The 13,998-nt window shown below is 58.0% G+C and carries 11 protein-coding genes; 7 read left to right on the top strand and 4 right to left on the bottom strand.

Annotation, left to right across the window (positions count from 1 at the left end):
- Positions 1 to 49 precede the first annotated feature (49 nt).
- On the top strand, positions 50 to 2,113 hold the full coding sequence (locus ACR0AG_RS08105) for a 3-hydroxyacyl-CoA dehydrogenase NAD-binding domain-containing protein (RefSeq protein ID WP_480837786.1): 2,064 nt from the start codon (positions 50 to 52) through the stop codon (positions 2,111 to 2,113).
- Positions 2,114 to 2,147: 34 nt separating this feature from the next.
- Here ACR0AG_RS08105 and ACR0AG_RS08100 read toward each other — a convergent pair whose 3' ends face one another.
- The 3 genes from ACR0AG_RS08100 to ACR0AG_RS08090 all read right to left on the bottom strand — a co-directional run bounded on the left by ACR0AG_RS08100 (position 2,148) and on the right by ACR0AG_RS08090 (position 5,568).
- Positions 2,148 to 2,633, bottom strand: a complete 486-nt coding sequence (locus ACR0AG_RS08100; RefSeq protein ID WP_480837785.1) for a GNAT family N-acetyltransferase — start codon at positions 2,631 to 2,633, stop codon at positions 2,148 to 2,150.
- Positions 2,634 to 2,764: 131 nt separating this feature from the next.
- Positions 2,765 to 3,832: a transporter substrate-binding domain-containing protein gene (locus ACR0AG_RS08095; RefSeq protein ID WP_480837784.1), complete on the bottom strand. Its 1,068-nt coding sequence runs from the start codon at positions 3,830 to 3,832 to the stop codon at positions 2,765 to 2,767.
- A 35-nt stretch (positions 3,833 to 3,867) separates the two neighbouring features.
- Positions 3,868 to 5,568 carry a hypothetical protein gene (locus ACR0AG_RS08090; protein ID WP_480837783.1) on the bottom strand — a complete coding sequence of 567 codons (1,701 nt, stop codon included), beginning with the start codon at positions 5,566 to 5,568 and terminating at the stop codon, positions 3,868 to 3,870.
- Positions 5,569 to 5,992: 424 nt separating this feature from the next.
- Between ACR0AG_RS08090 and ACR0AG_RS08085 the strand changes: the two genes are divergently transcribed.
- The 6 genes from ACR0AG_RS08085 to ACR0AG_RS08060 all read left to right on the top strand — a co-directional run bounded on the left by ACR0AG_RS08085 (position 5,993) and on the right by ACR0AG_RS08060 (position 13,043).
- A complete protein-coding gene (locus tag ACR0AG_RS08085; RefSeq protein WP_480837782.1) occupies positions 5,993 to 6,919 on the top strand; it encodes an alpha/beta hydrolase in 927 nt (308 codons plus the stop codon).
- 98 nt (positions 6,920 to 7,017) lie between these two features.
- Positions 7,018 to 8,850, top strand: coding sequence for a peroxidase family protein (locus ACR0AG_RS08080; RefSeq protein WP_480837781.1), 1,833 nt, complete (start codon positions 7,018 to 7,020; stop codon positions 8,848 to 8,850).
- A gap of 3 nt (positions 8,851 to 8,853) precedes the next feature.
- Complete coding sequence (locus ACR0AG_RS08075; RefSeq protein ID WP_480837780.1) at positions 8,854 to 9,723, top strand: ATP--guanido phosphotransferase; 870 nt, start codon at positions 8,854 to 8,856, stop codon at positions 9,721 to 9,723.
- Positions 9,720 to 11,072 (top strand): NADH:flavin oxidoreductase, encoded by a 1,353-nt coding sequence (locus ACR0AG_RS08070; protein ID WP_480837779.1) that lies wholly within the window; start codon positions 9,720 to 9,722, stop codon positions 11,070 to 11,072. Before ACR0AG_RS08075 ends, ACR0AG_RS08070 begins: the two co-directional genes overlap by 4 nt.
- Complete coding sequence (locus ACR0AG_RS08065) at positions 11,069 to 12,604, top strand: c-type cytochrome (protein WP_480837778.1); 1,536 nt, start codon at positions 11,069 to 11,071, stop codon at positions 12,602 to 12,604. The genes ACR0AG_RS08070 and ACR0AG_RS08065 overlap by 4 nt, the downstream gene beginning before the upstream one ends.
- A 16-nt stretch (positions 12,605 to 12,620) precedes the next feature.
- Entirely contained in the window at positions 12,621 to 13,043 is a 423-nt protein-coding gene (locus ACR0AG_RS08060; RefSeq protein ID WP_480837777.1) for a hypothetical protein, read from the top strand.
- A gap of 9 nt (positions 13,044 to 13,052) precedes the next feature.
- On the opposite strand, the gene ACR0AG_RS08055 is transcribed toward ACR0AG_RS08060, so the two are convergent.
- Entirely contained in the window at positions 13,053 to 13,964 is a 912-nt protein-coding gene (locus ACR0AG_RS08055; RefSeq protein WP_480837776.1) for a LysR family transcriptional regulator, read from the bottom strand.
- Between the last annotated feature and the right edge of the window lie 34 nt (positions 13,965 to 13,998).

Below are 13,998 nucleotides of genomic sequence, written 5' to 3'. Positions count from 1 at the left end.
AACGGTAATATAGCGCATCTCTTGCACTATAACGCAAAAGGAGAGCCCGATGGCGGTAGAGATTTGGCGCGAAGGCGCAGTGGGGTTTGTCAAGCTGGACAATCCGCCGGTCAACGCGATTGGTCTTGCGGTACGGCAGGGTCTGATGGATGCGCTGTCATGGGTTGAGGAACAAGAGGGTCTGTCACGTATTGTGCTGCATGGGTCAGATCGTGCATTTGCCGCCGGTGCCGATGCGCGCGAATTCGACGCCGACCCTGTGGAACCGCACCTGCCCGATATCGTGAACCAGATCGAAGCCTGTGAAACGCCTTGGGTTGCGGCGGTGACCGGTGTTGCCTTGGGCGGCGGGTGCGAGCTGATCCTGGCGTGCCGCTATCGCATCGCCAAACCCGGCGTCAAAATAGGTCTGCCCGAGGTGACGCTGGGCGTGATCCCGGGGGCGGGCGGTACACAGCGCTTGCCGCGTCTGATCGGGATGAACGCCGCGCTTGAGATGATTTCGACCGGCAAGCCGGTCTCGGCTGAACGCGCCGAAGTGCTGGGTTTGGTGGACGGCGTATCGGATGACCCCGTTCACACGGCGCAATATCTGGATTTGGGAACGATCGAATTGTCCCCGCGTGTCGGAAATCTGGAAAACCCTGAATGCGAAGACGCTGTGGTTGAACAGGTTCGCGCGATGGCGCGCAAGAAAACACCCAACCAAATAGCGCCGCAAAAGGCGATTGATCTTGTCACCCAATCCGCGCGTTTGCCGTTGGCCGAAGGAATGGCGCAGGAACGGGCGTGTTTCATAGAGCTCAGGCAAGGCGGTCAGGCGAAAGCCCTGCGCCACATCTTCTTTGCAGAACGCGGCGCCCGGGCGCCTAAATGGCTGGCTGCAGAACCCGGTGCATTCGACCATGTGGCCGTGGTGGGCGGTGGCACCATGGGGGCCGGGATCGCCTATGCAATGTTGAACGCAGGCCTTCGGGTAACCTTGTTGGAGACGGACGCAGCTGGGGTCGAACGCGCCCGCAGCAATGTCGAAAAAATCATTCAGGCAAGCCTAACGCGTGGATTGATTTCGATCCCGGGGGCAGAGGAACGGCGCGCGCGGTTTGTAGCCAGTTCTGACTATGCGCAAGCCAGCGAAGCAACGCTGGCAATCGAGGCCGCCTTCGAAAGCATGGAGGTCAAGAAAAGCGTTTTTGCCGCGCTACAAAATCATTTGCCAAAAGATGCTGTTCTGGCGACCAATACCTCGTATCTCGACGTCAATGACATCGCCAATACTTTGACTGACCCGTCGCGACTGTTGGGTCTGCACTTCTTTGCGCCAGCGCATATCATGAAACTGCTTGAGATTGTGCGCGGCGATCAATCCAGCGATCGCGCGCTGTCGACCGGGTTTGCTCTGGCAAAACATCTGCGCAAAATCCCTGTGATTTCAGGTGTCTGTGATGGCTTTATTGGCAACCGTATCCTGGCGCGCTATCGAGAGGCGGCGGATACAATATTGCTTGAAGGATCCACCCCGTGGGAGGTGGACGAGGCGATGGTGGAATTCGGCTATGCCATGGGTCCCTATGAGGCTCAGGATTTGTCCGGTCTCGATATCGCCCACGCCAATCGCCGCCGACAGGACGCGACCCGTGATCCGAACCGTCGCTATGTCAAAATCGCGGACCGTATGGTCGAGTTGGGCAAGCTGGGTAAGAAGACGGGCGCTGGTTGGTACCGGTATCCCGGCGGTGGTGGTAAGGTCGAAGACCCGATTGTCGCCGATCTGGCCATCGAAGAAGCGCATTTCGACAAGGTCACTCGGCGCGAGTTTTCGGCGGATGAGATCCGCGAGCGATTGGTTTTAGCCATGATCAACGAAGCGGCGGACATATTGAGCGAAGGGATCGCAGGATCGGCAGCTGATATCGATCTGGTCACTGTCTTTGGATATGGCTTTCCAAGGTGGCGCGGCGGGTTGATGTGTTACGCGGACACGCTGGGCGCGTCAGCAATTCTATCCCGTCTGCAAGAGTTTGCAAAAGAAGACCCTATTGTCTGGTCTCCTAGCCCTGTGTTGCTCAAATGTGCACGGGACGGGACACCGCTATCACAGTTTTCCGCCTAAGGGGCGTCGCAGGCTAGGTACCTCTGGCCTGGGCTCAAAGGGTCTTGATTTGCATGGACACGGTCTTGCCGCTGTCCAATTGGCGTGCACCAAGTCGCACAAATCCGTTTCCTTCGTGAAACCTGAGGGATTGTTCGTTTGGCGGATCAAGATCCATTTCGGCGCACATTATCTTGCAGCCGTTCAGCATGGCGGCATCCGCAACATGCGCGTAAAGCTTGCGGCCCAGCCCGTGCCCTTGGCCTTCTTTCGCGATCACGATGCGGTCGATATAGACAAAGTTGTTGAGGCGTTCGGAAAACCAGGAAAAATTTCCGTTCTGGTAAGGCGCATCTTGTTCCATTGCCAGCACAAAGCCCAAAACCGCTCCGTCCCGTTCGGCGACAACACAATGCGTGCTGAGTTCAAATAGCTCGGCAAAGCGGCCTGCATCCATCGGGCTGGTGACATCTACAACCTCGGCATTAAGCTCCACGATCCGCGGTGTGTCTTGCGGGTTCGCCGCGCGCAGGTTGATCATCGGTGCATCCTATACTCAGGCGTTTGAATTGCGGTCCAAGGTATAGATGAGCGCGCGGAAGATGGTTAGAGGCAATGAAATATTTCTGACTTTGCCCGGCTTCAACAACCAACATCAGACGATAGTCCCGCCTAGTCGGCGCCAGCCACAAGGTTCCAAAGGAACAAATCCAGCGACCGCGAGATTTTCTGGCGGTCGAAATTGTCCGAGAAGCTGCGCACCAGAATGGAATCCTGGCCTTTGTGAATATCGATGGTCAGTTGCTGAAGAAACGCCAATGCCAGTTTGTCCGCCGGATTCATCTGATCTGATAAATGGATAAAAATACCATATCGCTCTTCGGAATAGACCTGTGGATCAGCGCGTGCGGGGCAGTCGGGATTCTCTTCCATGTAGGATTTCAGCGCCAGGGTCACGATCTCCAGATCACCGACGGAATAATAGATCTCACCATCGCACAGCGCCTTGGCCAGGGCTTCGTGATCAGGATAGCTGCGTACGACATAGGCTGCGGACGGATCGGTCTGGTCGGCGTTCTCGCTGACATAAGCGGCGGGTGATCCCACATCGCGCGTGATCTTGCCAACGGCCCCCGGGCACCGGGTCAGGCTTTCCTTTTCGTCCGCATCCAAGGTCACGTTGTCGACATCCGGGTGGGTCAACACCAGCGGCGAAAAGGTCTCGCCAAACCCGAATTTCTCGGCGATCAGGCGAACAGAGCGGGGCGCGGTTGTGCCCTCGACAACACCGGCGATGGGACCGATACAGGGCCAATGCCCCGCCCACTGGTCGCGCGTTGTTTCAGCCCGTCCAACACCGGACAGATACACCGGCGGAGAGACCAGAACACCCGGAATGGAAAGCCGTTCCTGCGTGATCGTGGCCGGGTCGCATAGGATGTTTATCTGACCGTCTTCCAGTGCGGTAAATCGATCCCGCGCGGGGACGGACACCCATGAGACAGAAAAGTTGCGCGTTTTCTGCATCTCTTCCAATACCGAAGCACAGATATTCACCATGTATCCGGTATAGACTTGGCCCGAAGCCTGCTTGGCGGAATAGTCCGTCAGCCGACCTTCCGGGTTAGGCTCTGCAAGATAGGAAAACGGTGGCGCATCGGTACGAACACCCACAGTCAATTGGGGCTGCGCCACTGCGGGCGCGGCGCTGAAATGGCCGAGCATTAGCAATGAAGCCATCAGCATTGCGGGTTTGGAGATGATCGAAGCGGCAATCATTGCTGAGGCTCCCGGATGCGTGTACCGACAGCCGACAGAATCTTTTTCATCGACCCGGTTTCCGCCAACTCGGCTGCGATCGCATAGAAGATCAGGAAAACGGCGTAGGGCAGGGTGACCATGATCGCCACGTCCAGCAGGCTAAGCCCCAGAATCGGCGGCGCAATCTTGAATAGGCTGGCAGCGAGGTTTGCCACCATCAGCAAGAACACGGATCCGACCAGTGCAATACCGACGGTGACGTACCAGCGCATCTGGTTGTGCTGATCCGCCACGAACAGCATGCCGCAGGCTGTCACATAGGACAGCAGGAAGATGCGCGGCAGTTGCTCGATCTCTTCTTTCAGGAAATTCAGCCCGGTCGAGATCATGGCGCTGCCATTTCCGGCCAGCGCGTGACGCACGACCCCATCAGCCCCGATGCAGGTTATCGCACCATAGACCAGCATGGCAAGAACAGCAGGCCAGAAGGCAAGCTTGGCATAGTCCCAGAACGGGATCTGTCCCTGTGCCAAGCTGGGCCAGCTGCCCTGATCCATCCTGAGGTGCCGCAGCAACAGGGTCAGAAACGACAGCAAAACCAACGAGGGGATCAGCGGTATCAGCATTGCGGCGCAGACCTCGCGCAGCTCCGGTACGTCGCCGGCATTGCTGCCGAACATGGCGACCTGTTCGACCAGAACATAGCTGATGACGGTCCCGAAGATGCTGGCCAGTGTAATGTCATGCAGCGACTGCGCGGTGTCTTCACCCGTCACTTTTTCGATGATCACTGCCGTGGGCGTGCCCTCCAACACTTCGGGCACCTTGCGCGACCGGATGGCATACAGGGCAAACAGGCATTGCATGGAATCCGCTAGCTTTGCGGTTTCGTCCTGCAGCGCCTCCAGCGCGTCGGTCTCAACCTTCAACTCGCTGATGCGGCCCAGGATGCTGTTGTATCTGGCGCGCAGGTCGTCGATCCGGGCCAGCGGGGCGTCGTCGTTGAACAACTGCCGAAAGGCCGAGCGCTGTGGCCCGATGATCGGAGGCTGCAATAGGTCGATACAGCGCAGCGAGCTTTCGATGCTTTGCACCATCCCGTCCATGATGGGCTCGATATCGCTGGCTGCAATTTTGTCGTGAAAGGCCTTCCACAAGGGCAGCGTATCGCTGTCGCCAAAATTTCCATAGTTCAGATCTTCCAGCGATTGCAGCACGCGGAAAATGTTGCGCGGAACGCCTGCAAAGAAATACGCAATGGCGCGTATTCTGCGTTCGATGACCTGAAAGGTGGGTGACGCGGCACCCAAAGTGATCGCAATCGCAAGCCAGAAGGGCAGTGATCGTGGATCAACCAAAGTGTTGTCTGCGCCGTTCCCCGCATCGGGGTTCACAATGGATCGCGCGATGACGTTCGACCCGCCGGTCAGGGCCGTGGCCTCATCGCTGCCCGGAATGAAGGTCGCGATCATTTCGGGCGACATGAGCATCACGAAATAGATGCCCAGAAAGAACATCATATAAATCACCAGACCACGCCAGTTTTCGGCTTTGGTGGTCAGCGCTGACATCCGCACATTTTCAAGCTCTTTGCGCGAGGCCTGGTTGTTGGACTTGAGATTGTCGACCGCGTCGGCGGTCGTGTATTCCTTGTAAGCCTCAAACAGCAGTATGACGGCCCCCAACACGATGGCCCAGATGGCATAGTTGTTCATGATCCCGGTTCTCCGAACTCTTGGCGCGCCTCAAAGCGTTCAGTGCTGTTGCACTACCAACCGCACTGTTCGAATTTGGGATTGCAGGACGTATTAGCCTGCGCCGCAGGCCATCCGATCGCCGTAACTGTCGCGATCAAAACCAGTGTAATAACAATCGTATAGCGCATCATCTACTCCTGAAAAGCAGGGACAAGAAATTAGGGTGTTTTCAAAAAGTCTGTACTAAATGCTGACAACATTAGCATGAAACAGGGTTTGGCGCAACTTGAGGGGGAATGCGCTGCCGCGCGCACCTCTCAGGGCCTATGTGGGGTGTGATCAGGCTGACCTCCGCTCAAGGCGTCGCCCGCGGGTGCCCCGGACTTTGCGAAACTGGAGTTTCGTGCAAAGCTTCTCGAATTTAGTTCAAAGGAGTTTTCTGATGGCCCTGTTTTTTTCGCGCCGCACGTACAACGCGTCAAAAAAGAAATTCACGCTGAAACCCGCCGCCAAGACGCGGTACGTCAACCTGACCAAGACGAGCGCGGATGGGCGCATTCGGTCGGGCAGTATCGTCAAGAAATCGGCCTGGCTGGATCTAGTGCGGCAAGAGGGCGGGGACAAAGAGGTTCTGATCTATGTGCATGGTTTCAATACCTCGCAAACCGATATGCTGAACCGCTTGAGCAAGATCGAAGCCGGGGTTCGCGCCAAAGGTTTCAAAGGCGCCGTGGTGGCGTTCGACTGGCCCAGCGATGGATCGGTGCATGCCTATGACCGGGATCGTGCTGACGCCAAGGCCGTGGCCCCGCATCTGGTGGGGGACGGCATGCTGCCGTTGCTGGCGATGGCGTCACGTCCCAAAGTGCATATCCTTGCGCATTCCATGGGTGCGCTGGTTGTGCTGCGCGCCTTTTCCGATTTTGGCGATTCCGCCGGATCCGGCAGCGCGATCTGGAAAGCGGATCAGGTGATGTTTGCCTCGGCCGATGTGGATTCGGCCTGGCTTGAAAAAGGGGCCTGGGGCAGCCTCGTCCTCAGAAAGCGCAGCAAGCGGTTTACAAATTACTACAGTGGGCTGGACAAAGTCCTGGCGCTGTCCGACGGCATTGTGCACGGAGGCCGCGACCGTGCCGGTCGGTCGGGCATGCCAAGCATGACAGCAAAGGGTCACTGGGATATTTTCAGCGACGCGCAGTACAAGCGCGACGTGCCCAAATCGAAGCGGACCAAGGTCTATTCGCATCGATGGTGGTTCGACAACAAAGGATTTTACAAGGATGTTGCCCTGACGATTCAGGGGAAAGACGCCAAGGCCATGCCAACCCGCAAAAAGACCACGACATCGGACCTTGCCCTGCTGACATAGGCGGATTCCAGCCCATGCCGTGCAAAATCTGGAAACATATGTTATGAAAACCTCATTGTTTTTGAAATTTATTTTCTCTGTCTTTGAGGGCATTTTCGATGTTCGAACGGATTCTGGACTTTGTGCTCGGCAGATTTGCCGTTATTTCTCAGCGGGTTAAAGTTTGGCACGGTTGGCCTTTTCTACCTGCCCTGGCGATTATCCTGGGCCACCGTGTAAACCTGCGACATCACAATCTGGTCGACACTGAAACTGCGCCTTTGAGCGGCGATCGACCCGAGGATTTTGATATCGTCGGCTGGCGCACCGCGGATGGCCAGTTCAATGATATGGCACAGCCCGGCATGGGTGCGACAGGCGCGCGGTTCGGACGCAATGTTGCGTTGCAAGAAACCTATCCGCCCAGCGAAACCGACCTGATGGACCCAAGCCCCAGGCTGGTCAGTGAAAAACTTCTAAAGCGGCACGAATTTGTGCCTGTTCCTCACCTCAACGTTCTGGCGGCGGCGTGGATTCAGTTCATGGTTCATGACTGGCTGAGCCACGGGGCCAATGATCCGGATGCCAAACCGTTTGAGGTGCCGCTGCCGGATGGTGACGATTGGCCGGGCGGGAAAATGACGGTGCGCCGCACTATGCCGGACAAGGATCTGAACGACGCAGACGCAAACCGTCCGCCGACCTTCCGCAATGTCGAAACCAGCTGGTGGGATGGATCGCAAATCTATGGCTCTACCGATGAACGCCTGCGCTATGTGCGCACCGCCAAGCTGAAAGGGCAGCCCAAATCTGCCGAAATCGCGCTTGAGGACGGCCTGCTGCCTGTCGACAAAAAGGCCAAGCGCGAAGGGCAGGAGCTTGCGGGGGTGAATGGCAATTGGTGGACCGGCCTGTCGGTGCTGCACACGCTGTTTGCGCGCGAACACAATGCCATTGTGGCGCGGCTGCGTATCGACCATCCCAACGAATCCGAAGACTGGCTGTTTCACAAGGCCCGGCTGGTGAACGCCGCCCTGATGGCCAAGATACACACGGTCGAATGGACGCCTGCGCTGATGGACAGCCCCGAGGGGCGCATGGCGATGCGCGGTAACTACTGGGGCCTGATGGGCGAAACCGTATTCAATGCCATGGGCCGGGTGTCCGACAGCGAGGTTCTGTCTGGCATTCCCGGCTCGCCACAGGATCACCATGGCAGCCCCTATGCAATGACCGAGGAGTTCGCCTCGGTCTATCGGTTGCATTCCCTGATGCCCGACCGGTTCGGGTTCCGCAGCCATGTGGACAACGCGCCATTGCGTGAGCTTGGGCTGACCGAGGTCGCGGGGCCGGGCGCGCGCAAGCTCTATAACGAGTTCAGCTTTGATGACGTGCTCTATTCGCTGGCGACCGAAAACCCGGGCGCGCTGGTGCTGAACAATTTCCCCGAGTCTCTGCGTCGTCTGGACAAAAAGGTCGAAGCGAATGTGTTCATCGATCTGGCGGCGGTTGATGTCCTGCGTGATCGCGAACGCGGGGTGCCGCGCTATGCGGATTTTCGCGAGGCGATTGGCGCCACGCGGCCCGAAACATTCGAAGACATCACCGATGATGAAAATTGGCAATCTGCGCTTCACGACGTGTATGGCAGTGTCGACAAGGTCGATCTGCTGATCGGTACGCTGGCCGAAGCCAAGTCCGGTAATCAGCCGCCCCGGTTTGGCTTCTCGGACACGGCCTTTCGGATATTCATCCTTATGGCCTCGCGCAGGCTTAAGAGTGATCGGTTTTATACAGATGATTTCCGGCCCGAGATTTATACCGAGGCGGGCTTTCGCTGGGTTGCGGAAAACGGGTTCAAGGATGTGGTACAACGTCATTGCCCCGAACTCGCCGAGGCGTTGGTTGACGCGCGCAATCCGTTCTTCCCCTGGCGCGTCGCGGGAGCCTAAGCCATGGCCCGCCATATCCGTATTCCCCTGATTGCTGATCTGATCCTGACCGATGATCCGCAGGAAATCCGCCATTTGGCCCGTTACACCGCGCTGGATCGCGGGTTTCAGCCGCACGGCCCGCTGATCAACCGCGTGTTGGCGCGTCGGGTGAGATCCGCGCTGTCGCTGCGCGGGAAGCCTTTGCCAAGCGCGATGATGCGAAATAGCGCCGAGCGCCGCGAGATCTCGGATCGGCTCGTCGGACTATTCACCGCCGGTAACTGGAACCCTGAAACGCTGGGCCAGATCGTTGCCTATGTTCAGGGCGACCGGAAACGATCCGCTGGTGAGCTGGCGCAAGAGGTCATTGGTCGGGCTTTTGTTCCGACTTTCTCCGCAAATGACCAAACCTGGAAAGCCGCGCGGGTGATTGAGGATCATCTGCAATCCTTCAACTTCCTCCGCCGGATCATGCGGTCTTTCTCCGGCGCACTGAGGAATGCGCAAAAGGTTCTGGGCGACGCGCTGCAAGAGGATCTGGGCGCCGTTCATGGCACAGGGATTGCGGTACACAATCTTGCGCTCAGTTTTGAACGGTTGCGCGATGATTGGAGCGATGGGGCGCACAGGTCTTTGACGCCCCAGCAGGCCGCACAACGGGCAATCGTCGCCCCGCGCACGGTGTTGCGCGCATCTGCTCGGAACTGCGACGTGATTGCAGGCCCGCTGCGTCGTGGCACGCTGGTTGCCATGAACACGCGTGCTGCAACGGACAAAGGAATGACCGCGGATCTGGCCTTTCTGCAAGACAGTTGGAGCCGCTGCCCTGCCCAATCCTGGGTGTTGGCCCTGCTGGCGGAAATCTGGAAACAGGCGGAGGCCGGGCAATGAGTGATGACATTATCTTTACTCCGCTCAAGTTCCGTAACCTTGAGGTCAAGAACCGGGTGTTCCGGTCCAATATCTCGGGTCGGTTCGACGCGGAAAACGGCGCGCTGACACAAACACGGATCAATTGGGAATGCAAATTCGCTCGGGGCGGCGTGGGGGCCGTGATCTCATCCTATGTTCCCGTGCGAATGGATGGCCGGATCATCGCCGGTTACGCGACCATCCACACGGATGAATTCATTCCGCTTTGGCAGAAACTGGGTGAGGCGGTGCGGGCCAATGGGTCCAAATACATCCTGCAGCTGTCGCATTCAGGTAGGCAGATGGATTTGCCCGGCATCCACAATCAACATCGTCCCACACCCAGCCCGACCAACACATTTGAAACCCTTCACGGCTTTCCCACGCGTGCGATGAGCACGGGTGAAGTGCATGAGATGGTCAACGACTTCGCCCGCGCCGCCTGGCGCGCGCGCGAGGCCGGGCTGGACGGAATCGAGTTGCACGCCGCCAATGGCTATCTGTTCACGCAGTTCCTGAGCTCTGCAATCAACGACCGAACGGATATGTATGGCGGGTCATTGCGCAATCGGGCACGGTTCCTGCTTGAGGTGATCGATGCCATTCGCGACAAAGTGGGTCGCGAGTTTCACCTGCAGGTGAAACTGTCGGCAGTTGATCATAACAACGTCATTCCATGGGAAGGCAAAGGCAACACGCTGTCAGATACGGTTCAGGTGGCGCAGTGGTGTGAGGCCGCAGGTGTCGATGCGCTGCATGTTTCCACCGGGTCGCTGTTTCCGCATCCGATGAACCCGCCGGGTGACCTGCCGCTTGAGGTGCTGGCGGTCACGTATGATGCGATGATCGCATCCGGTGTGAACGGGTTCCGAAACTATCTGTTCTTCCGGTTTCCTCTCTTGCGCCCGTTGTTCTTGTGGCTGTGGTTCCGCCTCAAGAAAGGCCGCGAGGATGAGGCGATCAGCCTTGAGGAATGCCGCGCGATCAAGCAGGCGGTGACCATTCCGGTGATCAACACCGGCGGCTACCAGAACGCCCGCGTCGTGCGCGACGCAATCAATTCCGGTGGTTGTGATGGCGTTTCGATTGCGCGGGCTTTGGTGGCCAACAATGACCTGATCCAGCATTGGGCCGCAGGGCGAGATGAGCCGCCAAAACCCTGCACCCGCTGCAATAAATGCCTGTGCAACGCACCAAAACACCCTATGGGCTGTTATGAAGAGGACCGGTTCGAAAGCCGCGAGGCGATGATCGAGGAATTGATGTCGATCTATGAAACCAAGCCCGCGCTTCAGATCCCGACCCCCCGAGCGGAGGCGGCGGAATGAGCAACGAACCGGTCACCTTTGTCGAAACCACGTTGCAACATCGCCGCCGCAGGCGGTTGCCGTTGACCATTCTGCTTGCTCTGATCGGATTGATTGGTCTGATGGGTGTCATCGCGGCGCTTTGGTTTCTGTCGGCGCTGCTGCGCGGCGGCCCGGAACATTTCCGCGATGAGGAGCAGCATTTCCTGCACGGTTCCATCGGCTCCGAGGCATCGAGCGGTTTGCCATATGAAATCTGGCAAGCGCTGCCTTACCTGTTCCCCGATGCGTTCCAGGGCAAGACAACCTATGAGGCCTTTGGCTTTCTCTATCAGGAAGATGAAAAGGGCCGCAGTGACCTGCCCGTGGGAATCTCACGGCGCGATCAGTTGGGGCTGACTCTGGTCTGGTTCAACTGCGCGGTGTGTCATGCCGGAACCTATCGCGAAAGCGAAGATGCAGACCCGGTGATCGTTGCGGGCATGCCCTCGAACAACCTGCAATTCCGCGCTTTTGTGGAGTTCCTGTTGATGGCATCGACCAGCCCGAAGCTGGCAGCCGATCCGTTGTTTGAAGCCATCGAGGCAAGCGGAAACAGGCTTGGTCCCCTCAAGAAGCTGTTTTGGCGCGTTGCCGTGGTGCCCCGCGTGCGCGAAGAGTTGTTGGCGACGCGCGCCGCGATGCAACCGCTGCTGGATCGTCAGCCAGAGTGGGGAATTGGCCGTGTTGATACGTTCAATCCCTACAAGGTTCTGGAATTCGGGATGAATGCGCCGGACCTGACCCCGCAAGAGATCGTGGGTGCCTCGGATTTCCCATCAATCTTCCTGCAAGGCCCGCGTGAAGGGATGCAATTGCACTGGGACGGCAATAACCCGTCACTGGCTGAGCGCAACCTTTCTGCAGCCCTTGGTGCGGGCGTCACGCCGGAAACGGCAGATCATGCCGCGATCGAGCGCGTAGCCGCCTGGCTCGGCGATTTGCCCGCGCCAGAAAGCCCGATCTCGGTCGATGGTGACGCCGCCGAGCGCGGGGCGGCCCTGTATGATGTCTACTGCCACGAATGCCACGGTCGCCAGATGGCCACGGGATATGAGTTTTCAGGCAAACGTCTGGGCAAGGTCGAACCCATTGAGGCCATCGGGACCGACCGGGCGCGGCTGGACAGCTACACGACGGAGTTCCAACAGCGACAGCTGGGCGAGCTGTTTGCCGGAACCCCTTATGCGTTCAAGAAGTTCAGGAAAACGGATGGCTACGCCAATATGCCGCTGGATGGGCTTTGGTTGCGCGGGCCTTACCTGCACAACGGATCCGTTCCGACGCTGGCCGATTTGCTGAAAGCACCGGGTGACCGGCCAAAGCGATTTCTGCGGCAGTCTGATATTGTCGATACACAGAATGGCGGGTTCCTTTCACCGCCCTGCGAGCCCGCCGAAACCCACTGCTATGATACCACCCAGCCCGGTAATTCCAACGCGGGCCATATCTATGGCACGCATCTGAACGCCGCCCAAAAGGCGGATTTGCTGCAATACCTCAAGACGTTCTGACCAAGGAGGTACGAAAATGACCGATACTTTGTCCATTGGCTGGACCCGGGCGCAAGCGGACAACCGGATCAGAATACACCGCCGAATTTTCGGCTTTGTGCTGGCGCTGCAGATCGTCATCGGTGCATTGTTTTTGTTTGTCCCGGTGTTTTCACTCGGTTTCGTTGGCCTGCCGGTGGGTGGCGAAAACCCCTGGCCTTCGGTTTGGGGCGCGACGCTGATCTTCGTCACAGTGATGCAGATCCCGGGTGCGATTGATCCGGTGCGCCAACGCTATGCCAATGTCATCGCGGTTCTGGGCCGTGCTTTGATGGTGGCCACCTTTCTTACCCATGGCGGTCCGTTTTTGTGGTTTGCGGCCTTTGATGCCGTGTTTGGCGTTTTGATCTACCTGAATTTCCGTCGCCTTGTCATTGCCGAACTTATGACCCGGCCCTGACCTTCGCCGTCATATCCGATCCGAAAACGGGTCTGGCGGTGTGTTCAGCCGTACATGCCGCATGAATGCGCGTGCGATCCTGGGAACCGGCCTTTGGCTGGAAACCACAAAATGCCCCCGATAGCGCATGGGGGATTCAAATCTCACGAAAGCCAGATCCGATGACCGGTACATATGCACCGGAAACGGGTTGATGATTGCCAGTCCCATGCCTTCACGTGCCATATCCGCGGCGGCAAAAGATGTTGAAACCTCGGCAACGATGTTCGGCTCGACCCGAGCCTGATGCAAGAGGCGGTCCAACTGACCCCTGCGACCGTGACGGTATGTCAGTGCAATCAGATCCTGTTGGTGCAGGTCCGAGGGTGTCATGGAAACGCGTTCGGCCAAAGGATGATCCGGACGCATGACGCATACGGCGGGGGACTCTCGGAACGGGATAAGCTTGATGCCCGCGCGGGTCAGCTCGATCCCTGTCACTGCAAGATCGAACCGGTCCTCCAGCACGCCCAAAGTGACCATATCCGACGTTGTAACCTCAAGATTCACAAAAAAACCGGGATTTCCTCGCAAAAAACTGGCAATAAGTGACACAATATACCTGTGCGCATAGCTGGGCGGTGCAACGAGGCGCAGGGTTTCCTGAACGGTTTCACCCGGCCCGTCGATCCGGTCGAGGGCTTCGAACAACGGATCAAGCCGCATGTTCAGCCTGACCGCTTCCTGCGTAGGGCGAAGTCGTCCTGCATCGCGTTCGAACAGCATTTTCCCCAACCGGGATTCAAGATTTCCAATGGATCGGCTGACCGCCGACTGAGACAGATCCAACTGCCGCGCGGCTGCGGCTGTTGTTCCAGACTGCATCAGCGCGCGCAGGGCCTGATATTCAGGCAGCGAATGCCAGTTGCGGGGTTTGGCCATGATCTTACGCCTTCATGAATCCGTCTAGATCAAT

The organism is Ruegeria sp. H6, from assembly GCF_056532975.1.
Note: the sequence above shows the minus strand (reverse complement) of the source record. Positions and strands in the feature narration are given on the sequence as shown.